Source organism: Micromonospora parastrephiae (genome assembly GCF_016802865.1).
In the GTDB taxonomy this organism is placed as follows: Bacteria; Actinomycetota; Actinomycetes; order Mycobacteriales; family Micromonosporaceae; genus Micromonospora; species Micromonospora parastrephiae.
The window spans coordinates 1-21802 of record NZ_JAEVHM010000066.1 but is presented as its reverse complement, the minus strand read 5'-3'; the positions used below and the strand labels follow the sequence as shown (position 1 = coordinate 21802).

Sequence of the window (21802 nt, the reverse complement as noted above, 5' to 3'; positions counted from 1 at the left end):
CGACAGTGAAGCACCTGAACTCTGGTTGAGGTCAACAGGCGGGCGCGCGGGCCGTGGGACGGCTCAGCCGCGTGAGCGCGGCAGGCAGCACTTCTTGTACTTGGCACCCGAGCCGCACCAGCAGGCGTCGTTGCGGCCGGGCGGCCAGGCGGTCACGCCGGTGTCGTCGAGGCTGTCGGCGTACTCGTCGAGGGTTTCCTCGTCGATGGGCTCATTGCCGGCGAAGGCCGCCAGGCCCTCCACGCTGCCGGCGGCCACGCCCAGGTCCGCGCCGCCCAGGCCGGAGGCCTCGGTGAGGGCGCGTTCGATCTGGGCGCGGTGCTCGTCCCAGGTGGCCGGGTAGCTGTCGGCGAGTGCCGGCCAGCGTGCCAGGAGGGCGTCGTACTCGGCCTGCGGCCAGTACAGCAGCGTCGCCGGGCCGTCGTCGAGCGCGTCGAGGGCGTGGTTGCTGGCGGCGCGTAGCCGGTCGGCGAGGTTGTCGTACTCGTCGTGCGGCAGGCCCAACTCCTCGCGCAGGTCGTGCCGCCGCTGGGCCAGACCGTAGATCATCGCGGCGGCCTCGTCCTGCGCGTCCTCGGATTCGTGCTGCTGGGTCCGGGTCCGTTCGAGGATGGCGTCCAGTGCGCCGGTGAGCCATTCCAGCGCCGTCTCGGCGTGGCCGGACTCGGCCAGCTCGTCGATCAGGTACGTGGCGTCGGGGTTGGTCTCCAGCAGCGGACGCAGCTCGGTCAGTTCGCGCATGCCTTCGCCGGAACGGCCGAGGCGCAGCAGCAGGCCGCCGCGCACCGATCGGGCGTACGCGTCCTCGTCGGGCTGTTCGGCGATGGCGCGGGTGGCCAGGGCGAGCGCGTCGGCCAGGTCGCCGGCCTGCTCCAGGATGTCCGCGGCGACGAGCAGCGCGTAGCCGGTGTCGTCCGGGTCGGCGACGCGTCCCTCGTCGACGGCACCCACCAGCTCGGCGACCAGCGCGGCCGGGTCCGGGCTCTCGGAGCCCAGCGAGCCGATCTCTTCGATGCGCTCGGCGGTCAGCAGTTCGGACATGGGCGCATCCTGAAGACGACGAATGGGGCGGGAACGATCAGCCTACCTCCGCGGCCGGCGCACCCAGCGGAGCCCGGGCGGTGCACCGCCGCGGGCCCCGTCGTTCGGTCAGCGCTCGTCGACGAGCTGGATCTCCTCGGCCGTCGGGTCGTCGACCAGGGCGAACGCTGCCGTGGCCACCGGAGTGCCCGGGACCATCTTGCGGGCCTCGGCGAGGTGTTCGGCCGACTCCCACTGCCATACGCCGACCCAGTGCCGCTCGTCGACCCGGCCGAGACGGGCCTCGACCGGTCCGCCGACGGCGGAGCGGGTCGCCGAGACGAGGTCCGCGTGGCGGGCGGGCAGATCCTCGGCGTGGGCGGGGTCGGCGGTGAACCGTGTGATCACGAGCAGGGACATAGCTGTAGTTCCTCTCTAGAGTTGACTTCTACTGACTTGCTCTAGAGATAATCTCCTTCATGAGCGATGTCAAGGGCTCCGGGCTGCGGAGCCAGAAGGCCCGGCAGACCCGGCAGCGCATCCTGGAGGCGGCGCGGGAGTTGTTCGTCGAGCGCGGTTACGGCGCGACGAATCTGCAGGACGTGGCGACGGCGGCCCAGGTGGCGGTGCAGACGATCTACTTCTCCTTCGGCAACAAGCGGACGCTGCTGAAGGAACTCGTCGACGTCACGGTCGCGGGGGACGACGAGCCGGTGGCCACCATGGACCGGCCCTGGTTCCGGGCGGCAATGGCTGCCGAGACGGCCCAGGAGCAGCTGCGGGCGCACGTGCACGGCAGCGCGGCGGTGCTGGACCGGGTGGCACCGATCATGCGGATGCTCCAGGCCGCCGCCGCGACGGACGCCGAGGTTGCCGCGATCTGGCCGCAGGGCGTCGACCCTCGCTACGTCGTGCAGGAGGCTGCCGCGAAGGCGTTGATGGCCAAGCCGGGCGCGCGTACCGACGTGCCGGTCCCGCAGGCGGCCGACGTGCTCTACGCCCTGCTCGGCCCGGAGCTCTATCTGGTCCTGGTGCGGGAGCGGGGTTGGTCGCCGCAGCGTTGGACGGAGTGGACCTGTGCCAACCTGCGCGCTCAGCTCTGCGTCAACTGACGCCGGAGCCCGGGGCGGCGAACCGGCCCCGGGCTCCGACGCGACAGCGAACCTCAGCGCGTCGCGGGCATGGTGGCGAACTCGCCAGCTAGCTCGGACTCGACGATCGTCGAGGTGGACGGCCGGCGACCGGCCGACGCCCGCCGGGCGGACGGGACGGCCAGGGCCGCGAGCGCGGCGGCCAAGGCGATCGCGGTGAGGACGAGAAACCCCATCGTGAAGCCGGCCTCCCGGGGCAGGCCGCTGGCCTGCGGGTGGGCGGTGATCACGCCGCTGACCACGGCGGCGCCGATCGCGCCGCCGATGGTGCGGATGTTGGCGTTCATGCCGGTCGCCACGCCGGTCTGGCTGGCGGGCACACTGCCGACGATCAGGTTGGCCATCGACGCGAAGGCCAGGCCGATGCCGAGGCCGACCAGCCCACCGGCGATGGCGACCTCCCAGCGGGTGTCGTGCGCGGCGGCCAGCATGGCGGAGGCGGCCACGTTGAACGTGGCGCCGGTGGCGAGCTGCGCCTTGGCGCTGAAGACGGACTGGAGTCGCCCGGCGACCAGGCCGGCGACGAACATCGCGACGAGCATCGGCAGCATGAGCAGACCGGCCTGGCTGATGCTGGCACCGAAGCCGTAGCCGGCGGACGTGGGGGTCTGCACGAACTGCGGGAGGAACGCGTACACGGAGAACATCGACGCGCCGTAGAGCAGGGCGACCAGGTTGGTGGTCCAGACGCCGGGCAGGCGCATCATCCGCATGTCGATCAGCGGGTTGGTCGAGCGCACCTCGGCGACCAGCCAGCCGACGAACAGCACCACGGCGAGCGCCAGCAGGCCGAGCACCCGGGTGGAGGTCCAGCCCCAGGACGCGCCCTGGCTGATCGGGAGCAGCAGCGCGACAAGCCAGCCGGAGAGCAGCACGGTGGCGCGCCAGTCGATCCGACCGGGCGTACGCACCGGTGACTCGGGGATGAGCAGGTGTGCGGCGACGGCGGTCAGGCCGACCACGACCATCGGGATCCAGAACAGCCACCGGTAGTCCAGTGCGCTGACGATCGGGCCGGCGAGCACGATGCCCAGCCCACCGCCGGCGCGACGATCGCCGAGATGGCGGCGACGGCGCCGGAGACCCGCGCGGCGGGGAACTCGTCGCGGATGATGCCGAAGGACAGCGGGAACACCGCGCCGCCGATGCCCTGCACGACCCGGGCGACGATGAGGACGCCGATGTTCGGTGCGATGGCGGCCAGGAGGCAGCCGAGGGCGAGCGCGGCGAGCGACACGACAAGCATCCGCTCCTTGCCGACCATGTCGCCGACGCGGCCGAGGATCGGCGTGAAGATCGACGCGGAGAGCAGGTAGGCGGTGAGCACCCAGGTCACGGTGTTCTGCGAGGTGTGCAGGTCCTGCTGGATGGTCGGCAGCACCGGAGTGATCAGCGACTGGAGCATCGCGAAGAACCCGGCGCCGGCCGCGAGCACGGTGAAGGTGAGCCGACGCGAGCTGCGTCGGGAGGTCACTGACACGAGAGAAAACTCCCTGATTACGGTACGGAAGGAGGTTTGTCGCCCGTCGTCCGTGGCGGGCGGGTGTCGGGATCCGGGCGATCGGGTGGCCAGGCGGATCGGGCGGGTCCCGAGGTAAGCTAACCGGAGGGCAGCCTCCGGCATTTCCGGAGGGGTGCCTCCACTAAGTTAGCGGAGGGTTGCCTCCGGATGCAACCGAGGTGAGGTGACGCACGTCATGACCAGCGCGGGGCAGATGCCCGAGGTGTTCGCGCGGCGACCCAGGCGGGCCGACGCGCGGCGCAACTACGACGCCCTGGTCGTCGCGGCGCGTGACGCGTTCGCCGAGCACGGCGCCGCCGCCTCCCTGGAGGACGTGGCACGGCGGGCCGGGGTGGGCATCGGCACGCTCTACCGCAACTTCCCGACCCGGCGGCACCTCTTCGAGGCCGTGTACGTCGAGGAGGTCCGGGCGCTGTGCAGCTCCGCCGACGACCTGGCCGAACTGCCCCCGTGGGACGCCCTCGTCGCGTGGCTGCACCGCTTCGTCGCGTACGTCGCCACGAAGCGGGCGCTCGCCGAGCAGCTGCTGCACGACTCGGAGATCTTTCAGAGCTGCCGTACGGAGATCTACGCCGCCGGCGAGCCGTTGATGCGCCGCGCGCAGGGCGCCGGCGTGGTGCGCGACGACATCGGGTTCGACGACGTGGTGCGGCTGATCAGTGGCCTCACCATGGCCCAGTTCCCCTCACCCGAGCAGCGCGACCGGGTGCTCGGCGTGGCCCTGGACGGGCTGCGTCCCGCAGCCGCCGCCCGCTGATTGCTCAGCGGTCCACGAGCAGCAGCCACTCGTTGTCGAGCCGTTCCACGACCGTGCCCGCCGGCCAGCGGTGACCAGGATCGGCCGCCGCCCGGGCCTGCTCGACCTGCGGCGGTCGACCGAACTGTGCGTCCCGGAAGCTGGCCATGCTGTGGAACCGGGCCCGGCCGAAGTTCGCGGCGTCGGCGAAGCGGGCACGGTCGAACAACGCCTCCGCGCCGAAGATCGTCCAGCGGAACAGCGCCATTTTCATGAACCGGACCGAGTGGAAGCTGGCCGGCCCACCGAACTCGGTGTGCTCCAAGGACAGGTTGCTGTTGAAGACCGCCCCGTCGAATGTGGCGTCGTTCTCGAACCGGGTCGAGTCGAAGCTGGTCGGCAGGTCGACGGTCGCCCGGCGAAATGAGGTCGGCCCCGCGAAGCGGGACCGCTGACAGGACAACCCTGCGCCGAATTCGGCTCCCTCGAAGCTCGCCCGAGCGCCGAAATGGGCATCATCGAATACAACGTCCGCGCTGGCGGTGAGATCGTCGAAAACCACGTCGCCAAAGACCGCCGTTTCGAAGGCGAGTTCGCCCAACGCCGTCGCGCCCGCGAAGCTTGTCGCGCCGGTGAACACCGCCCGAGTGAAGTCCGCGCCGATCAAAGTGCAGCCGGCGACGTCGAAGTCGACCAGCCGGGCGCCGATCAGATCGAGCACGATCTCCGGCCAGTACAGCGAGTCGTCGTCCGCGCGCAGGTGCCGGGTCAGAACCCGCTGCGCGGTGCGCCGGACCTCCGTCTCGCGCGGCTCGTCGTTCGGCGGCGCCGGCATCCGCAGGTACGCGCAGAGCACCGCCACGATCGTCGGTCGCTGCGCCGCATTGTCCTGCCCGAGGCGTTCCAACGCGTGCAGCCCGCCGAGGCGTACGGCCGCCCGGTCGTTGCCGAGCAGCTCGACCGCGCGGGTGTAGAGCTCGGTGAGCCGCCGCTCGGCCGCGTCGTGTTCGACCGCACTGGACTGCCGGTCCTGGTGGCGCTGCGCGGCCTCGGCCACCGACTCGGCGTGCCCCTGCACCCGGTCGCGGTGGGCCTGGTCGCGGGCGGCGACGATCTCCTGGTGCCGCTGCGCGCGTTCGGCGATCCACTGGCGGCGTGCGGCCAGCAGCAGGGCCAGTCCACCGCCGGTGCCGGCGACCACGGTCAGTCCGGTGCGGATCGCGTCGATGCGCAGCGTGGCGCGGGTGTCCGGCTGGCCGGCCCGATCGGCCTCGGCGAGCAGCAGGTCCAGTACGAGCCAGCCCAGGGCTGCGGCGAGCAGCAGACCGACCAGGACCAGCCACCACGGCATCACCCGCAGGTGGCGCTCGGGAGGTTCGTCGGCGGCCACCGCCACAGCATGCCACCGTCCGTCCCGGTCCGATATGGACCATGGCGTACGGGACCGCCTCGACGGGTGCGCGGCGGTGAGTGTCGGGTGGGCGACGTTGCAGCGAAGCGGTGTGGCAGACATCAGATCCGCTCGATAACCTGCTGCGGCTGTCCATTCCCGATAGACGACGCGACCTTCCAGAAGGAGCAGCGCCCATGACCGAGCCGCACACCGTGTCGCCGGAGGGCACACCGCCGACCGTGCCGCAGCTCGACGTCCGGGCCGCCGAACCGCCGGCCGCCGACCCCCCGCCGGCCGCCGGCGGGCTCGCCGACCGGCCACCCGGCTATCCCAATGCCCTGGTCTGGCTGCGCGCCGGGATCCTGCGGGACTGGCGGGGCGTGCTCGGCGCCTTCGTCGCCACCTGGTTCTACCTGCCGGTCGCGCTGCTCCTGGCGTTCTGGGGCGGTCTCAGCTTCGCCGCCGCCGGGCTCTTCGCCGGCGGGTTCGGCACCGACGACCAGGTGCCGTCGGTGCTGCGCGACGCGCCGCTGATCGGTTCGCTGCTGGAGGCGTTCCTCAGCCGCTCCGGCGGGGTGCTCGGTGGCGTGTTCGGCTTCGTCGTCGGGTTCCTGATCGGCTTCCTCGCCGTACTGGTGCTGCCCTGGATGGGAGTCGCCGACGAGCCCCTCGCGCTGGTCACCGGCCTGGTCGGCACGGTCGTCGCGGCGGCGCTGATCGGGGTCCTCTACACGCTCTACCGGGTGCTGCTGGAACCGCGCCTGCTGGTGGTCTCCGGCGCCCGCCAGCCCAGCCGTCGCGAGTACGCGCGGCTGCGTCCGGTGCTGGACGACTGCGCCCGACGGCTCGGCCTGCCCACCGTGCCCCGGCTGCTCATGGAGGACGATCCCGTCCTCAGTAACGCCCGCACGTACGCCCGGCACGTGGTGGTCAGCACCGCCGTACTGACCGAACCGGACGACGAGGTTGCCGCGCTGCTCAGTCACGAGCTGGTGCACTGGCGCACCGGGGACGAGATCACCAGTGCCTTCGTCCGTGGTGTCGGCCTGCCGTTGACCCTCGCGCACGCCCTGCCGACCTGGCTGATGCGCACCTTCCCGCACCCGGCCACCAACTTCGTGGTCTTCCTGTTCTTCTGGCCGGTGCTGCTCACCATGCGGTACGTGGTGCTGCCGCTGCACGCCCGCGACGTGCGGGCCGCCGAGTACCGTGCCGACCTCGGCGCGGTGCTGACCGGGCACGTCGACGGGCTGCGGCGCGTGCTGCAACGGCGGCTGTCGTTCGAGAGTGGCCGCAGCGGTTGGGACGAGGCGGTCTGCGCCACCCACCCACCGCACGAGCTGCGGCTCGACGCGCTGGAGCGGGCGTCGGTGGTTGGTGTGCCCGCCGGGGCGGGCGAGTCGGTCACCGCCGAGCGGCTGTTCGGTCACTCCGGCCCGGTCGGCACCCGCCGCACCTGGCTGCTCGTCGGTGCTCTCGTGCTGGTGGCCTGCTTCGGCACCGGTGGTCTCGGCGTGGTGCAGTGGGCGTTCTTCCGTCCCCAGGCGACGATCGACGGGTACTTCTCCGCGCTCGCCGACCGGGACAGCGACGCCGCGCTCGGCTTCCTCGCCGATCAGAGCGGCGTCACCGACCGCAGGCTGCTCGCCCAACTGTTGCGCGGCGAGGGCTACCAGCCACCGACCGACGTGGACATCAGCTCGCTGGAGCGCGAGGGCGACAGCGCCACCGCGACGGTGGCGTACCGGCTGGCCGGCGAGCGGCAGACCGCCAGTGTCACCCTGCACCGCGACGACGACGCCACCGCCGGGCTGTTTCACGGCTGGCGGTTGAGCGGCGGGCTGATCCCGCTCAACGCCCCGGTCGCCGGCCCCGGGGTGCGGCTCAACGGGGTGGAGCTGCCGGTCGCCACCGAGGGGCCCCCGTTGGTGCTGCTGCCCGGCGGCTACACGGCGACCGGGCCGTCCAGCGCGCTCAGTGAGACGCCGAGCGCCACCGTGGCGGTCGGGCCGGGGCAGGGTGCGGCCACCCTGGAGCTGGTGCCGGTGCTCAAACCGACGGCGGTCGAAGCGGTCGAGGCCCGGGTGCGCGCCTGGTTGGACGAGTGCGCCAAGCAGACCGTCGCGGCTCCACCGGGCTGCCCGTTCCGCTACTACGGCGGCTCCGCGCAGAAGGTCACCTGGAAGATGCTGGAGTACCCGAAGCTCGCCGTCGAGCTGACCGGCCCGACCACCGCCCAGGTCGCCACCCCCTACGAGACCCAGGGCAAGGTGCAGGTCAGCGGCACCACCACGTACTTCGGCACCAGCTCACCGTTCAGCGAGGAGGACACGTTCACCATCGCGGGCGTCGCCACCGCCGACGGGGACGCTGTCGCCTTCCGACCCGCCCCCAACTGACCGGGAGAGATCGTGACCGACAGCGACCCCGCGGCCCGGCTGCCCGTCCGGCTGACCATCAACCCCCGGCAGCGGCAACCGCCACCGGTCGCCCTGCTCGACTGGATCCACCGCAGCCCGGCGTACCGGCCCGTGGTCCGTCAGGCCAATGGTGGGGGACGGCCGGGCTTCAGCGACGCGGTGATCATCGCGGTGCTGGCCCAGGGGCTGCTTCCGGGGCTGTTCAACCTGCTGCAGTCCTGGGTCGACCAGCAACGCACCGAGGCCAGCATCCGGATCCAGGCCGGGGACACCGAGGTGGAACTCCAGGTGACCGGGCGCACCGACTCCGCTCGCCTGCTGGCCCAGGCCACCGAGGCACTGCGGGCCGCCCGGGAGTCCGGGTCGGACACCGCCGGCTGAACCGACGGCGTCCGACCGGCGGGTCAGCTCGCCTTGGCGAGCGCCTCGAACTCGTCGTCGGTGAGCCGCACGTCGGCCGCGGCCACGTTCTCCTCCAGGTGCGCCACCGAGGACGTGCCCGGGATCGGCAGCATCACCGGCGAGCGGCGCAGCAGCCAGGCCAGCGCCAGCTGGGCGGGCGTGGCGCCGTGCCCGGTGGAGATCGCGTCCAGCGGGCCGCCCGGCCGGGCCAGCTCACCGGTCGCGATCGGGAACCACGGGATGAACGCGAGATCGTTGCGCTCGCAGTACTCCAGCACGTCCTCGGCGCTGCGGTTGGCGAGGTTGTACAGGTTCTGCACGGAGGCGATCGTGGTGATCGCGCGGGCCTGCTCGATCTGCTCCACGCTCACCTCGGACAGCCCGATGTGCCGGATCTTGCCCTCCTCGCGCAGCAACGCCAGCTCACCCAGCTGATCGGCGAGCGGCACCTTCGGGTCGATCCGGTGCAGCTGGTAGAGCGGGATGCTGTCCAGGCCGAGGTGACGCAGGCTCAGCTCACACTGCTGACGCAGGTACTCCGGGCGGCCGACGACCCGCCAGTCGCCGGGCCCGGCCCGGGTGAACCCACCCTTGGTCGCGATGACCAGGTCATCGGCGTACGGGTGCAGGGCCTCGCGGATCAGCAACTCCGAGACGAACGGTCCGTACGAGTCGGCGGTGTCGATGAACGTCACGCCCAGCTCGACCGCCCGGCGCAGCACCCGCAGCGCCTCGGCCGGGTCCTTCGGGTCGCCCCAGACACCCGGGCCGGTGATCTGCATCGCCCCGTAGCCGAGCCGGTTGACCGTGACGTCGCCGCCGATCCGGTACGTGCCGGACGCCTTCGCGGGCTGCTTACTGATGTCGGTCGCCATACGCGGATCCCCAATCGTGTCGTCGCCGCGGGAGGCCAGCCACCCGCCGCCCCGCTGATGATCCCCCGAATCCCGCCGCCGTATCCCCGCAGGGCGTGTGGGAGGGGACACGACGACTGCCCGGAATTTGCGTGTTCCTACCCCTGGCGTCCGCCCTGTCCGGTCTGCTACCCCTGAAACCAGGCCGGTCGGGGGAGGCGCGATGTGGCGACGGTTCAGGCCCGATCCGGTACGCCGTCTGCGGGAGCGACTGGATCGCTTCGCGGCCACCGTCGACCCCCGCGAGGTGCTCGACTCCGGCGCGATCCGCGACGCCGAGGCGGTCTTCGAGCTGCTGTCCGGCGCGCCGGCGGACGGGCTGCCGCCGGAGCAGGTCGTCGAGGGCATCGTCCTGCTCGCCTGCTGGCACTCGTACCGCTACCAGCTGCTGCCCGCGGGTGAGGACGCCGACGACCTCGCGCAGGCCGTTCAGCTCACCGAGTCCCTCCTGCGCCTGGCCCCGCACGAGGTGCCGCCTTCGCTGCTCGCCGTCCTGGGCATGGATCGACCGGGCGACGCCCGCGTCCCGGACCCCCGCACTCCCGTCCCGGCGCGTCGCCCCCCGAATCCCCGGTCGGCGGACGACGCGGCCGGTGCCCAGTACGTCGAGGCGGTCCTGCTGATGGGCGCGGCGGAGGCCAGCCACGACTACCGGGCAGCCGACCGGGCCGAGGTGCTGTTGCGGCAGGCGGTCGCCGGCACCTCGCCCGACGCCCCGGAACGGCCGCACTATCTGTCCGCCCTCGGCAAGGTGCACCGCGACCAGTTCCAACACCTCGGCCGGCGGCGCGCCCTGCCGGCCGCGATCGACGCGCACCGGGAGAGCCTGGAGTCCACCCGGGCCGGGGACCCGGAACGTCCGGTGCGGCTGTTCAACCTCGGCAACGTCCTGGGCGACCGGTACGACACCGACAACGACCCGGCCGACCTGGACGAGGCGATCACCCTGCTGCGCGACGCCGCCCGGACCGCCGGCGCGACCGCCCCGGTGCGGACGATGGCACGGGCCAACCTGGGGCAGCGGCTACGCGACCGGTGGTGGCTGCACGGGCGGCCCGGCGACCTCGACGAGGCGATCGACGCCTTCGGCGCAGCCCGCGACGGAGGCGACCCCCGGGTCGCCGCGCTGCACGGCACGGCCCTCGCCGAACGGTTCCTGCGCGACCGCGCGTCCGCCGACCGGGACGCCGCTGTCGACGCGTACCGGTCGGCGTTGACCGGGTTCGGCGGGCTCCCACCCGACCTGGCCGGCACCGCGCGGGTCGGGCTCGCCGCCCTGCTCGCCGAGCGGCACCAGGCCGACGCCGCCCCGGCCGACCTCGACGCCGCGATCGAGGCGTACCGGGCGGTGGGCGCGGTCGGGTCGACCCACGGCGTACCGGACCGCGGCGAGATCTGGTACGCCATGGCCGCCCTGCTGGTCGACCGGTACGAGCGGCGACATCGCGTCGACGACATCACCGAGGCGGTGCGGCTGCTGCGCGACGCCGTCGCCGCCGCGCGGGACCCGGCCCGGCGGGCCCGCCGGCTCGCCGACCTCGGCCACACGCTGGGTCGGGGCCACGCCGACCTGGGCGGGGTGGACGCGCTGCGGGCCGCCCGCGACGCGCTCACCGAGGCCGAGTCGCTGCTGCCCGGCACCGATCCGCTGCGCCACCGGGTGCTCAACAACCTCGGCAACACGCTGCGGGAACTTGCCGACCTCGCCGGGGAACCGGCGTTGCTGGAGCCGGCCGCCGTGGCGCTGCGGGACGCGGTGGCCGCCGGCGCGTCGGACGCCGACCTGCTGCCCCGCTACCGCTCGAACCTGGGCCTGGTGTTGCAGGCCATGTTCGCCTCCACGCAGGACCTGGCGACCCTCACCGAGGCCATCGGTGTGCTGGCCCAGGCGACCGAGACCGCGCCACCGGGGCACCCGGACCGGATGCTGGCGCTGACCAACTACGGCTCCGCGCTGAACCGCCGGGTCGAACTCGCCGTCGACGGTGCGCTGCCGACCGGCGGTGAATCCGCCGACCAGATCGCTGCCCGTGTCGCCCGCGACTCCGACGCCGCGATCATCGCCCTGCGCGAGGCGGCCGACCTGGCCGAGCGGGACGCCGAACCGGCCGAGTACGCCCAGACGGTCGCCACCCTCGCCCTGGCCCACCTGCTGCGGCACCGACTGCGCGACGACCCGGCGGCACTGGACGAGGCGATCGGTCTGTTCGAACGGTTGAACGATCGGCCATCGGCCGGCACCGACCGGCACCGGATCCGCACCAACCTCGGCAACGCGCTGCTGCTGCGCTTCCAGGCGGGACACGCCGACGCCGACGCGGAGGCCATGCTGGCCGCGTACCGGGGGGCGGTCGACGCGCTGGCCGCCGAGCATCCCGCCCGCACCATGTGCCTGAACAACCTCGCCACCGCCCTCGAAGCGGTCGCCGACGCCGCGGCCGACGGGTCCGCCGCGTCAGCCGAGGCGACCGAGGCGCTGCGCGCCGCCTTCCAGGTGGAGGCCGCGCCGTCGTTGCTGCGCGCCAGGACGGCCGCGTGGTACGCGACGCGCACCGCGGCGGCCGCGACCTGCCGGCGGCGCTCGACGGGTACGCCACCGCGATCGAGCTGGTCGACCTGGTGGCCTGGCACGGCATGGACTCCGACGACCAGGCCCGCCTGCTCGGGCTGTTCTCCGGGCTGGCCAGCGACGCGGCGGCGGTCGCCATCGCCCTCGACCAGCCGGAGCGCGCGGTCGAACTGCTGGAGTACGGCCGGGGCGTCCTGCTGACCCGGGCCCACGACGCGGGCGCCGACCTGGCCGCGCTACGCGCGCAGGCGCCCCGGCTGGCCGCCCGGCTCGCCGAACTCCAGGCCGCCCTCGACGACTTCGCCGTGCCCTCGGCCGGCGCGATGTCACCGGCCGGCGTGGCCGGGCCCGCTCCGGAGCGGCGGTACGACCTCGCCGTACGCCGGCGCGAGGTGTTGACCGAGATCCGCGAACGGCCCGGGTTCGCCGACTTCCTGCGCCCGCCACCGTTCGCCGCACTGGCCGGGGCCGCCGTCGATGGTCCCGTGGTGCTGGTCAACGTGGCCGCCCGGCGCTGCGACGCCCTGGTCGTCGCCGACGGCCGGGTCGAGCTGGCGCCGCTGCCCGAGCTGACCCTGGCCGAGTTGATCAATCGGACGGCGGCTTTCCTGACCGCGATCGCGGTCCTCACCGGTCCGCCGGACCCGAACACCCCGGAGCCGGCGACGCAGCGTCGCCGGGCGGCGGCACGGGCCGAGATCGGCCGGACCCTGGACTGGTTGTGGCGGGTCGTCGCCGCACCGGTGCTCGACGCGGCCCTGCCCGCCCCGGCGCCGTCCGACCCACACTGGCCACGACTGTGGTGGTGCAGCACCGGGCTGCTCACCCTGCTGCCGTTGCACGCGGCCGGCCCGCTCGACGGCGGCGACGGGGTACTGGACCGGGTGGTGCCGTCGTACACGGCCTCGTTGCGGGCGCTGGCCCACGCGCGGCGCGGCGTGCCGTCCCGACCCGAACCGGTCGACTCGGCGCTGGTGGTGGGCATGCCGCAGACCCCGGGCCTGGCCGACCTGCCCGGCGTCGGTCGGGAGGAGGAGATCGTCCGCCGGTATCTGCCCCGGGTCCGTTCGCTGCTCGGCCCGGCGGCCACCCCGGCGGCGGTGCTGGCCGCCCTACCCGAGCAACCGGTCGTTCACCTGTCCTGTCACGGCACACAGGACCTGCACGCCCCGGCCTGGGGACGCCTCGCGCTGGCCGGGGGCGCGCTGCACGTCCGGGACCTGTGGCGACCTGCCGGCAACCCGGGCGCGCTGGCCGTCCTCTCCGCCTGCGAGACGGTACGCGGCGGCGCGGCCCTGCCCGACGAGGCGCTCACCCTCGGCACCGCGTTCCAGCTCGCCGGGTTCCGGCAGGTCATCGGCGCGCTCTGGTCCATCTCGGACGCGTTGACGGTGCGGCTCTGCGCCGACGTGTACGACGGTCTGGCGGTGCCCGGCGGGATCGCGCCCGACCGGGCGGCGGCGGCCCTGCACCAGGCGGTCCGCCGGCTCCGCGCCACCCTGCCCGGGCTACCCGACGTGTGGGCCGGTTACGCCCACCTCGGCCCCTGACGAGCCGTCACAGCGGCTGCGCGGGGGCGTACCAGGTCACGCCCACGGCGGCGACCAGCAGCGCGGTGCAGAGCAGCACCAGCCACACCCCGGTGCGCAGGAAGCGGACCGCCGCCAGGGCCTCCAGATGGTCGCCGAGCGGCGCCGGCGGGAGGTCCGCCACCGGGGACACCGTCAACCGGCCGTGCGCCGCGCGCAGCAGCGCCAACGCCCCGCCCGCACCGGCGGTCAGCGCGGCGAGCAGCAGGACGCCGACCAGCGCCCCCCAGCCCGACGCGAGGGTGGTGACGTCGGTGCGGCCCCGGATCAGGCTGAACCCGACCAGCGCCACCAACAGCCCGCCGAGGCCGTTTCGCCAGGCCACCGCCGCCGCACGGACCCGCTCCAGCTCGCCACGCAGCAGACCCGCCACCTGCTGGGCGCGATGCAGGTCGGCGACGGTCGCGGGCGGCCCCGGGCGCAGCCGGATCACGCCTCGACCTCCAGCCGCAACGTCCAGTGCGCGCCGCACCCGCGCAACCCGGCCGGCCGGGCCGGATGGTCGGCCTCGCACTCGCAGAGCACCGTCCGGTAGTCGGTCTCCGGGGCCACGGCCGGGGCGTCCCGCCGGTACAGCCCGTCCACCAACGTGCTGGTGGTCGAGTGGTCGCAGCGCGGGCACCGCCCGCTGAGCTGCACCGCGAACTCGAACTCGCGCACCGTGAAGTCGGCCGCGGCCCGCGCCGCGTACGCCTCGTCGGTCACCTCGGCGTACGGCAGCGCGCCCGCCACCGGCTCGTCGTCGCGCATACCGACCTCCCCATGAGCGCCGCCCGGACCGTCCACCGTAGCCGGTCACGGCATCCGGGCCGGGGGACCCGCGGGTCGACCTCGGCGCCTGACCGGCTCTCCGGTCGGTGCCGATCCGCGCGGCGCCGCCCCGACCGGGGCCAGTTGCGCCGAGCGACCGGTACGGCCGGCACCGGCGTGCGACGCTGGGCGCGTGCCGGCGACACCGGAGGGAGCACCGATGGCGGGAGTGCCGCAGCTCAACTTCGCCCTCGACACGTACGAGTGCATCGTGATCTATCCCGGCGCGGCCGGGCGGGCCCTGCCCGCCGAGACCGTGCAGCGGTTGCAGGCCGAGCACACCGAGCACATGCAGGCGTTGCAGCGACGCGGCATCATCCTGGTCGCCGGCTCGGTGGACGGGCCGGCCCGCAACCCGGACCCACCCATCGGCTTCGGATTGGCCCGCACCGGCAGCGTCGACGACGTCCGCAGCGTGCTGGAAGCCGATCCGGCCGTACAGGCCGGCCTCTACCGGGTGGACGTGCTGACCTTCCTCTGCCCGGCCGGTTCGCTGGAGTTCCCGCTGGTCAAGACCGAGAGCTGACCTGGCGGTCCAGCGGTGGCTGTCGTGATGGTGACGGCGTCCGGTCGTCCGCCGGTGCTACGGTCGCGCCCTGCGAGGGCCGCCAGGGCGTACCCGGCGTCCTCGGTCGACCCCGGTCGAGGAGTCGCCATGGTCTCCGCCGCCACCCCCGATGTCGCGTCGGCCGCCGCCCGGCTGCGCGCCCTGCTCGGCGACCGGCTCCACGAGCCCGGCGATCCCGCGTTCGGCGCCACGACCCGGCTGTGGAACGGCGCCGTGGACCGCGCGCCCGCGCTGGTCGCCCACTGTCTGGACGCCGACGAGGTCGCCGACGTGCTGCGCGTCGCCGCCCGGTGTCACCTGCCGGTGTCGGTCCGCTCCGGCGGCCACGACTGGGCCGGCCGGGCGTTGCGCGACGGCGGTGTGGTGCTCGACCTGACCGGTCTGCGGGCGGTCCGCGTCGACGCGGACGCGGCCACGGTGACCGTCGGCGGCGGCGCCACGGCCACCGACCTGCTCGCCGCCGCCCGCCCGTACGACCTGGTGGTGCCCACCGGCGTGGTCCGTGGCGTGGGCATGGCGGGGCTCACCCTCGCCGGCGGGTACGGTCCGCTGTGCGGCCGGTTCGGCCTGACTCTGGACAACCTGCTCGGCGCGGAGGTCGTCCTCGCCGACGGTCGCCGGGTCACCGCCGACCCCCGGCACGACGCCGAGCTGTACTGGGCGCTGCGCGGTGGCGGCGGCAACGTCGGCGTGGTCACCGAGCTGCGGTACCGCGCCCACCGGCTGCCCGCCGTACTCGCCGGCATGATCATGTTCGCGTTGGCCGAGGCTCCTGCGGTGCTGGGCGGCTACGGCGCGCTGGTCGCCGACGCCCCGGACGAGCTGACCGTGATGGCCGGTTTCCTGCCCGGCCCGGCCGGCGAGCCGGTGATCTTCGTCTGTCCGTTCTACAGCGGCCCGGACCTGGACGCCGGGCAGCCGTGGATGGACCGGCTGCGGGCGCTGGGCACGCCGCTGGTCGACCAGATCAACCCCATGCCGTACGCCGACGCGCTGCGGATGTTCGACGGCGGGATGGTCGACGGCAACCACTACCTGCTGCGCACCCGCTGGCTCCCGGAACTCACCGACGGCGCGGTGGACACGCTCGTCGACGCGGCCCGGCGGGTCAGCTCGCCGTACTCCGCGGTGGCCCTGCACCACTTCCACGGCGCGGCCACCCGGGTCCGGCTCGCCGACACGGCGTTCGGCCTGCGCACCGACCACCTGCTGACCGAGATCATCGCGGTCTGGGCGCCGGGGGAGGCGGCCGGGCCGCACCGGGCCTGGGCCGAGCGCACCTCCACGGCCCTCGCCCCGCTCGCCCTGCCCGGCGGCTACCCGAACCTGCTCGCACCGGAGGAGACCGACCGGGTCCGGCTGGCCTACGGCCCGAACTGGGCGCGGCTGCGGCAGGCCAAGCGGCGGTACGACCCCCGTGACCTGCTCACCGCGGTGCCCACCCTGCCCCCGTCGGTGCCCGAAAGGTGACCCGCCGGCGGGAGCACCCCGAGTGCCCACGCCGACGGAGGCGTACGATTCCCGGCGCGCGGTCGCCGTTGCCCGTCGCCACAACGTTCCCGGTGCGGTTCTGCCCGCCGGCCCGACGCGCACCGCGCGTCGTTGGACACCTGTTCCGCTGCCTGCAAGGGGTCGGCCACGAGTCCGACCTGAAGGAGAGACTAGCCTGATGGGCGTGACACGCCGCGCGAAGATCGTCTGCACTCTTGGCCCCGCCACCTCGTCCCCGGAGCGCATCCGGGGCCTCGTCGAGGCCGGTATGAACGTGGCGAGGCTCAACTTCAGCCACGGCAGCCACGCCGACCACGAGGCGGTCTACCGACTGGTCCGGGAGGCGTCCGAGGCGGCCGGCAAGCCGGTGGCCGTCCTCGCCGATCTTCAGGGTCCCAAGATCCGGCTCGGCCGGTTCGCCGACGGCCCGCACGAGTGGCGTACCGGCGACTCGGTCGTGATCACCGGCGACGACATCATCGGCACCAAGGAGCGGGTCTCCTGCACGTACCGCAAGCTGCCGCAGGAGGTGAAGCCCGGTGACCGGCTGCTGATCGACGACGGCCGGGTCGCCGTCGAGGTCACCGACGTCACCGGCAACGACATCCGCTGCCTGGTCACCGAGGGCGGTCCGGTCTCCAACAACAAGGGCGTCTCGCTGCCCAACGTGGCGGTCAGCGTGCCCGCCATGTCGGACAAGGACGCCGAGGACCTGCGCTTCTCCCTCGGGCTCGGGGTCGACCTGGTCGCCCTGTCCTTCGTCCGCTCGGCCGAGGACATCAAGCTCGTACACGGGATCATGGCCGAGGAGGGCGTGTTCCGTCCGGTGCTCGCCAAGGTCGAGAAGCCGGAGGCGGTGGAGCACCTCGAGGCCATCGTGCTGGCCTTCGACGGCGTCATGGTCGCCCGCGGCGACCTCGGTGTCGAGATGCCACTGGACCAGGTCCCGCTGGTGCAGAAGCGCGCCGTGCAGCTGTGCCGGGAGAACGCCAAGCCCGTCATCGTGGCCACCCAGATGCTCGACTCGATGATCGAGAACTCCCGCCCCACCCGGGCGGAGGCCTCCGACGTGGCCAACGCCGTGCTCGACGGCGCGGACGCCGTGATGCTCTCCGGCGAGACCAGCGTCGGCAAGTATCCGGTGCTGACCGTCAGCACCATGGCCAAGATCGTGACGACGACCGAGTCCGGTTCGATCGGCGTGCCCCGGTTGCAGCACGACCCGCGCACCCACGGTGGCGCGCTCACCGTGGCCGCCTCGTCGATCGCCCGCGCCATCAACGCCAAGGCGCTGGTCGCCTTCTCGCAGACCGGTGACACCGTCCGGCGGCTCTCCCGGCTGCACTGCGACCTGCCACTGCTGGCCTTCACCCCGGTCCCCGAGGTGCGTGACCAGCTCGCCCTGACCTGGGGCGTGGAGACCTTCCTGATGCCGTTCGTGCAGCACACCGACGACATGTTCCGCCAGGTCGACCAGGCGCTGCTCGGCCTCAACCGGGCCAACCCGGGCGACTACGTGGTGATCGTGGCCGGCAGCCCGCCCGGCACCCCCGGCTCGACCAACACGCTGCGCGTACACCAGTTGGGTTCGCTGGTCGACGCGGCGTCGGCGCGGGCGCTGCAGTGAGCGACGGTCGGGTCGCAGTCGGCCAGGCGGCGGTGGACCAGCTGCTGGAGGTGTTGGACCTCGACTCGACCGGCGAGATGACGTTCCGGGGGATGAGCCCCCGGGTCGGCCCGCAGCGGGTGTTCGGCGGCCAGGTAGCCGGTCAGGCCCTGGTCGCCGCCGGCCGCACCGTGGACCCGGAGCGGTTCGTGCATTCCCTGCACGGCTACTTCGTCCGCCCCGGCGACCCGGCCGAGCCGATCGCGTACGAGGTGGAGAACATCCGCGACGGCCGCTCCTTCTCGGTGCGCCGCGCGGTCGCCCTCCAGCACGACAAGCCGATCTTCTTCATGTCGGCGTCCTTCCAACGGGCCGAGGAGGGGCTGGACCACCAGGCGCCGGCTCCGCCGGACGTGCCCGCCCCGCAGGACGTGCCGACGATGAGCGACCGGTTGGCCCGCTATCCGGAGCGGCTGGGGATCTGGGGCCAGATCCCGCGCCCGATCGACGTGCGCTACGTCGGTGAGCCCGGCTGGGTCCGCCCCGGCGACCGACCGGCCGACCCGCACCAGCGGGTGTGGATGCGCATCGACGGCAAACTGCCCGACGATCCGCTGCTGCACGCCTGCGCTCTCACCTACGCGTCGGACCTCACCCTGCTGGACTCGGTGCTCTCCGTGCACGGCGAGGTGTGGGGGCCGGGCGGGGTGGTCGGCGCGAGTCTCGACCACGCGCTCTGGTTCCACCGGCCGTTCCGCGCCGACGAGTGGTTCCTCTACGACTGCTGGAGCCCGTCGGCGTCCGGCGCGCGGGGGCTGGCCACCGGCCGGATGTTCACCACCGACGGCCGGCAGATCGCCAGCGCCGTGCAGGAGGGTCTGCTGCGCCGAGTCGGCGCCTGACACCGTCGCCGCTCCCCGCCAGGCGTACACGCGCGCTCCTGGCGGGATGCGCGGATCAGGGTTGGTGGATGGCCTCGCCGGCGATCTCGATGTGCACGTTCTTGCCGACCAGCACCCCGCCGCTTTCGAGGGCGACATTCCAGAGCAGGCCGTAGTCCTCGCGGTTGATTTCGGCCGTCGCGCTGAATCCGAAGATGTTCTGCCCGTACGGATCCCGACGGGCGCCACCGAAATTCACCTGAAGGTCGACGGCCCGGGTGATTCCCTTCACGGTCAACTCGCCGGTGAGGACGAATCGTCCGGGCGTCGAGTCGGACTGCGGCGGAGAATGTGACTTCGGCCTCGTCCGCCGAGTCGGTGACTACGCAACCGTGCCCATTGAGATGGGATCCTCGTTGCTCTTCCATTGAATGCCCGTGCTTCGATATTCGAGGGTGGGGTAGCGCTCCACATCGAGGAAGTCGGCACTCTTCAGGTGTGTGTCGCGGTCGAGGCTCCCGGTGGTGATGCTCGCCGCCCCGATGGTCGCGGTCACGGACGAGAGCAGCGGATCCTCCGCCACGGAGATCTGTGCGGTCGCCTCGGCGAACCCGCCACGCACCGGGCTCACCATCATGTGCCGGGACAGGAAACCGATCCGCTTGTGCGCCTGATCGAGACGATAGGTGCCGGCGACCGGGATGGTCATGCCATCCCAGGTTCGTGTGGCGAGATCGGTCATCGTGTTGCCTTCCCCTCGACGTGTCCGGGTGTTTATCAATATGTTTCCGGAGGCCGCCAAAAAGGTCAGACAGTCGTACTCCCCGCCCAGCATAAGGGCGCTTCGCCGCAGCTTTTCGGGCCCCACCTGACGGTGGATCGGGACGCACCCCGCCGGCCGAGTGGATGATCGGTTGAGGGCCGCCCGTCCGGCCGGTTGGTCACCGGGCTAACCTTGCCGACATGCGCCTTTCCGCCCGGGTCGACTACGCCCTCCGCGCGGCCGCGGAGCTCGCCGCGACGGCCAGTGGCCCCGGGCGCGGACGACCGGTCACGGCCGACCAGATCGCCCGAGCCCAGGAGATCCCGCCGAAGTTCCTGGAGAGCATCCTGCTTCAGCTGCGCCGGGGCGGCATCGTGCACGCCCAGCGCGGTCCGGAGGGCGGCTACTGGCTCGCTCGCCCGGCCGAGGAGATCTCCCTCGCCGAGGTGATCCGCGTGATCGACGGCCCGCTCGCCCACGTACGCGGGCAGCGCCCGGAGCAGCTCGGCTACCACGGTCCGGCCCGTGCCCTGCAGGAGGTCTGGATCGCCCTGCGGGCCAGCGAACGGGAGATCCTGGAGCTGGTCAGCGTCGCCGACGTGGCCGCGGGCACGCTGCCCGCCCGGGTCACCGAGCTGGCCGCCGACCCGCGCGCCTGGATCTGACCGACCCCGCACCGCCGGGCTGCCTCGCTGTCGGGCCTGCTGCCCTGTCGGGCCTGCTGCCCTGTCGGGCCTGCTGCCCTGTCGGGCCTGTCGGGCCTGCTGCCCTGTCGGGCCTGCTGCCTTGCCGGGCTGTCGGGCCTGTCGGGCCTGCCGCCTTGCCGGGCTGTCGGGCCTGCCTCGCGGTGGGGCCCGTCGGGCCTGCCGCGCCGTCCGGCCGTCGCCTGGCGGCGTCCCATCCACCGATCAGGGGCTTGACCCCGGCCGCCCCGTGGCGCATTGTCGACCAAGTCGATAGGAGATACCGAGAAGTCAGGGGGCGCTCGTGCGCAAGCTGCTGGTCCTCGCTCTGGTCGGGCTCGCCGCGCAGCTGGTCGACGGCTCGCTCGGCATGGCGTACGGGCTGACCTCGTCCACGCTGCTGCTGGTCGCCGGCGTCGCCCCGGCCGCCGCCTCCGCCTCGGTGCACCTGGCCGAGATCGGCACCACGCTCGCCGCCGGGGTGGCCCACTGGCGTTTCGGCAACGTCGACTGGCGGGTGGTGAGCCGCATCGCGGTGCCCGGCGCGATCGGCGCCTTCGCCGGCGCTACCCTGCTCAGCTCGATCTCCACCGCGTCCGCCGCACCGTGGATGGCCGGCATCCTCTTCACCCTCGGCGCGTACCTGCTGGTCCGCTTCGCCCGTCCACTGCGTACCGACCGGGTCGGCGGGCGACTACGTGGCCGCTTCCTCAGCCCGCTCGGTCTGGTCGCCGGGTTCGTCGACGCCACCGGCGGCGGAGGCTGGGGTCCGGTCGCCACCCCGGCGCTGCTGGTCTCCGGCCGCATGGAGCCGCGCAAGGTGATCGGCTCGGTGGACACCGCCGAGTTCGTGGTCGCCGGCGCGGCCAGCGTCGGCTTCCTGATCGGACTGGGCACCGAGGGGTTCCTGCTACCCACAGTCGTCGCGCTGCTGATCGGTGGGCTCATCGCCGCCCCGTTGGCCGCCTGGCTGGTGCGCATCGTGCCGGCGCAACTGCTCGGCGCGGCGGTCGGTGGCGTGATCGTGCTACCAACGCCCGTACCCTGATCCGGTCCGCCGAGCTGGACCGGGTCAGCGCCGGCTCGACGATCCGCACCTGCAAGTTCGACGACCCGAAGCCGCAGACCCTGCCGCTGGTGCGCACGAGCTGGTCGTCTGCGGGTGTACGAGGCCGCGACCGGCCGCAAGCTGCTGGAGAAGACGATGACCGGCGACGACCAGAAGTGTCCGTACGTCGTCATGGTCGGCGCGACAGGAGATCGTACGCCGACGTCAGCAGACCG

Annotated in this window: 19 protein-coding genes and 2 pseudogenes; 12 read left to right on the top strand and 9 right to left on the bottom strand. The window is 73.2% G+C overall.

Features of this window, described 5'->3' with window-relative positions; all coding sequences use genetic code 11:
* Positions 1 to 63 precede the first annotated feature (63 nt).
* Together JNW91_RS15495 and JNW91_RS15490 are read right to left on the bottom strand one after the other, a co-directional pair.
* Positions 64 to 1041, bottom strand: a complete 978-nt coding sequence (locus JNW91_RS15495) for an SEC-C domain-containing protein (protein WP_203175901.1) — start codon at positions 1039 to 1041, stop codon at positions 64 to 66.
* A 108-nt stretch (positions 1042 to 1149) separates the two neighbouring features.
* Positions 1150 to 1440: an antibiotic biosynthesis monooxygenase gene (locus tag JNW91_RS15490; RefSeq protein ID WP_203175900.1), complete on the bottom strand. Its 291-nt coding sequence runs from the start codon at positions 1438 to 1440 to the stop codon at positions 1150 to 1152.
* A 59-nt stretch (positions 1441 to 1499) separates the two neighbouring features.
* Between JNW91_RS15490 and JNW91_RS15485 the strand changes: the two genes are divergently transcribed.
* Positions 1500 to 2132, top strand: coding sequence for a TetR/AcrR family transcriptional regulator (locus JNW91_RS15485; RefSeq protein ID WP_203175898.1), 633 nt, complete (start codon positions 1500 to 1502; stop codon positions 2130 to 2132).
* 53 nt (positions 2133 to 2185) lie between these two features.
* Here JNW91_RS15485 and JNW91_RS15480 read toward each other — a convergent pair whose 3' ends face one another.
* Both JNW91_RS15480 and JNW91_RS33150 read right to left on the bottom strand, forming a co-directional pair.
* Positions 2186 to 3196, bottom strand: a complete 1011-nt coding sequence (locus JNW91_RS15480; RefSeq protein WP_309244375.1) for an MFS transporter — start codon at positions 3194 to 3196, stop codon at positions 2186 to 2188.
* Positions 3121 to 3651: an MFS transporter gene (locus JNW91_RS33150; protein ID WP_309244374.1), complete on the bottom strand. Its 531-nt coding sequence runs from the start codon at positions 3649 to 3651 to the stop codon at positions 3121 to 3123. Before JNW91_RS33150 ends, JNW91_RS15480 begins: the two co-directional genes overlap by 76 nt.
* Positions 3652 to 3868: 217 nt before the next feature.
* On the opposite strand from JNW91_RS33150, the gene JNW91_RS15475 reads away from it, so the two are divergent.
* Positions 3869 to 4450: a TetR/AcrR family transcriptional regulator gene (locus tag JNW91_RS15475; RefSeq protein WP_203175896.1), complete on the top strand. Its 582-nt coding sequence runs from the start codon at positions 3869 to 3871 to the stop codon at positions 4448 to 4450.
* A gap of 4 nt (positions 4451 to 4454) precedes the next feature.
* Here JNW91_RS15475 and JNW91_RS33605 read toward each other — a convergent pair whose 3' ends face one another.
* A complete protein-coding gene (locus tag JNW91_RS33605; protein WP_203175894.1) occupies positions 4455 to 5819 on the bottom strand; it encodes a pentapeptide repeat-containing protein in 1365 nt (454 codons plus the stop codon).
* Positions 5820 to 6016: 197 nt separating this feature from the next.
* Here JNW91_RS33605 and JNW91_RS15465 point away from each other — a divergent pair, with 197 nt between their 5' ends.
* Together JNW91_RS15465 and JNW91_RS15460 are read left to right on the top strand one after the other, a co-directional pair.
* Positions 6017 to 8221 carry a M48 family metalloprotease gene (locus JNW91_RS15465; protein WP_203175893.1) on the top strand — a complete coding sequence of 735 codons (2205 nt, stop codon included), beginning with the start codon at positions 6017 to 6019 and terminating at the stop codon, positions 8219 to 8221.
* A gap of 12 nt (positions 8222 to 8233) precedes the next feature.
* Positions 8234 to 8623 (top strand): effector-associated constant component EACC1, encoded by a 390-nt coding sequence (locus tag JNW91_RS15460; protein ID WP_203175890.1) that lies wholly within the window; start codon positions 8234 to 8236, stop codon positions 8621 to 8623.
* A gap of 23 nt (positions 8624 to 8646) precedes the next feature.
* Here JNW91_RS15460 and JNW91_RS15455 read toward each other — a convergent pair whose 3' ends face one another.
* On the bottom strand, positions 8647 to 9519 hold the full coding sequence (locus tag JNW91_RS15455; protein WP_203175888.1) for an aldo/keto reductase: 873 nt from the start codon (positions 9517 to 9519) through the stop codon (positions 8647 to 8649).
* 202 nt (positions 9520 to 9721) lie between these two features.
* Between JNW91_RS15455 and JNW91_RS32325 the strand changes: the two genes are divergently transcribed.
* A complete protein-coding gene (locus tag JNW91_RS32325; RefSeq protein WP_238425056.1) occupies positions 9722 to 12328 on the top strand; it encodes a hypothetical protein in 2607 nt (868 codons plus the stop codon).
* Between the two features lie 122 nt (positions 12329 to 12450).
* Entirely contained in the window at positions 12451 to 13677 is a 1227-nt protein-coding gene (locus tag JNW91_RS15450; RefSeq protein WP_238425059.1) for a CHAT domain-containing protein, read from the top strand.
* A gap of 7 nt (positions 13678 to 13684) precedes the next feature.
* On the opposite strand, the gene JNW91_RS15445 is transcribed toward JNW91_RS15450, so the two are convergent.
* Both JNW91_RS15445 and JNW91_RS15440 read right to left on the bottom strand, forming a co-directional pair.
* The gene (locus JNW91_RS15445) at positions 13685 to 14149 is read right to left on the bottom strand and encodes a hypothetical protein (protein ID WP_203175884.1); all 465 of its coding nucleotides are present in this window, start codon (positions 14147 to 14149) and stop codon (positions 13685 to 13687) included.
* Complete coding sequence (locus JNW91_RS15440; protein ID WP_203175882.1) at positions 14146 to 14466, bottom strand: hypothetical protein; 321 nt, start codon at positions 14464 to 14466, stop codon at positions 14146 to 14148. Before JNW91_RS15440 ends, JNW91_RS15445 begins: the two co-directional genes overlap by 4 nt.
* A gap of 220 nt (positions 14467 to 14686) precedes the next feature.
* Between JNW91_RS15440 and JNW91_RS15435 the strand changes: the two genes are divergently transcribed.
* The 4 genes from JNW91_RS15435 (at position 14687) to JNW91_RS15420 (ending at position 19093) form a co-directional block, all read left to right on the top strand.
* Positions 14687 to 15052, top strand: coding sequence for a YciI family protein (locus tag JNW91_RS15435; RefSeq protein WP_139587157.1), 366 nt, complete (start codon positions 14687 to 14689; stop codon positions 15050 to 15052).
* A 129-nt stretch (positions 15053 to 15181) separates the two neighbouring features.
* Entirely contained in the window at positions 15182 to 16564 is a 1383-nt protein-coding gene (locus JNW91_RS15430) for an FAD-binding oxidoreductase (RefSeq protein WP_203175880.1), read from the top strand.
* 199 nt (positions 16565 to 16763) lie between these two features.
* Positions 16764 to 18212, top strand: a complete 1449-nt coding sequence (gene pyk / locus JNW91_RS15425; RefSeq protein WP_203175878.1) for a pyruvate kinase — start codon at positions 16764 to 16766, stop codon at positions 18210 to 18212.
* Positions 18209 to 19093, top strand: coding sequence for an acyl-CoA thioesterase (locus tag JNW91_RS15420; protein ID WP_203175877.1), 885 nt, complete (start codon positions 18209 to 18211; stop codon positions 19091 to 19093). Before pyk ends, JNW91_RS15420 begins: the two co-directional genes overlap by 4 nt.
* Positions 19094 to 19148: 55 nt before the next feature.
* On the opposite strand, the pseudogene JNW91_RS15415 reads toward JNW91_RS15420, so the two are convergent.
* Positions 19149 to 19814 (bottom strand): annotated as a pseudogene (locus JNW91_RS15415) (YceI family protein).
* A gap of 221 nt (positions 19815 to 20035) precedes the next feature.
* On the opposite strand from JNW91_RS15415, the gene JNW91_RS15410 reads away from it, so the two are divergent.
* On the top strand, positions 20036 to 20500 hold the full coding sequence (locus JNW91_RS15410; protein ID WP_007462839.1) for an RrF2 family transcriptional regulator: 465 nt from the start codon (positions 20036 to 20038) through the stop codon (positions 20498 to 20500).
* 322 nt (positions 20501 to 20822) lie between these two features.
* Positions 20823 to 21583, top strand: a pseudogene (locus JNW91_RS15405) (sulfite exporter TauE/SafE family protein); the annotation flags it as partial.
* Positions 21584 to 21802: the final 219 nt, after the last annotated feature.

Bases quoted from the DNA above. Each gene is read 5' to 3' on its own strand.
- JNW91_RS15485 (WP_203175898.1), top strand. From the start codon at position 1,500: ATGAGCGATGTCAAGGGCTCCGGGCTGCGGAGCCAGAAGGCCCGGCAG.
- JNW91_RS15435 (WP_139587157.1), top strand. From the start codon at position 14,687: ATGGCGGGAGTGCCGCAGCTCAACTTCGCCCTCGACACGTACGAGTGC.
- JNW91_RS15490 (WP_203175900.1), bottom strand. From the start codon at position 1,440: ATGTCCCTGCTCGTGATCACACGGTTCACCGCCGACCCCGCCCACGCC.
- JNW91_RS15450 (WP_238425059.1), top strand. From the start codon at position 12,451: ATGTCACCGGCCGGCGTGGCCGGGCCCGCTCCGGAGCGGCGGTACGAC.
- JNW91_RS15430 (WP_203175880.1), top strand. From the start codon at position 15,182: ATGGTCTCCGCCGCCACCCCCGATGTCGCGTCGGCCGCCGCCCGGCTG.
- JNW91_RS15410 (WP_007462839.1), top strand. From the start codon at position 20,036: ATGCGCCTTTCCGCCCGGGTCGACTACGCCCTCCGCGCGGCCGCGGAG.
- JNW91_RS15455 (WP_203175888.1), bottom strand. From the start codon at position 9,519: ATGGCGACCGACATCAGTAAGCAGCCCGCGAAGGCGTCCGGCACGTAC.
- JNW91_RS15495 (WP_203175901.1), bottom strand. From the start codon at position 1,041: ATGTCCGAACTGCTGACCGCCGAGCGCATCGAAGAGATCGGCTCGCTG.
- JNW91_RS15465 (WP_203175893.1), top strand. From the start codon at position 6,017: ATGACCGAGCCGCACACCGTGTCGCCGGAGGGCACACCGCCGACCGTG.
- JNW91_RS15440 (WP_203175882.1), bottom strand. From the start codon at position 14,466: ATGCGCGACGACGAGCCGGTGGCGGGCGCGCTGCCGTACGCCGAGGTG.
- JNW91_RS15475 (WP_203175896.1), top strand. From the start codon at position 3,869: ATGACCAGCGCGGGGCAGATGCCCGAGGTGTTCGCGCGGCGACCCAGG.
- pyk (WP_203175878.1), top strand. From the start codon at position 16,764: ATGGGCGTGACACGCCGCGCGAAGATCGTCTGCACTCTTGGCCCCGCC.
- JNW91_RS32325 (WP_238425056.1), top strand. From the start codon at position 9,722: ATGTGGCGACGGTTCAGGCCCGATCCGGTACGCCGTCTGCGGGAGCGA.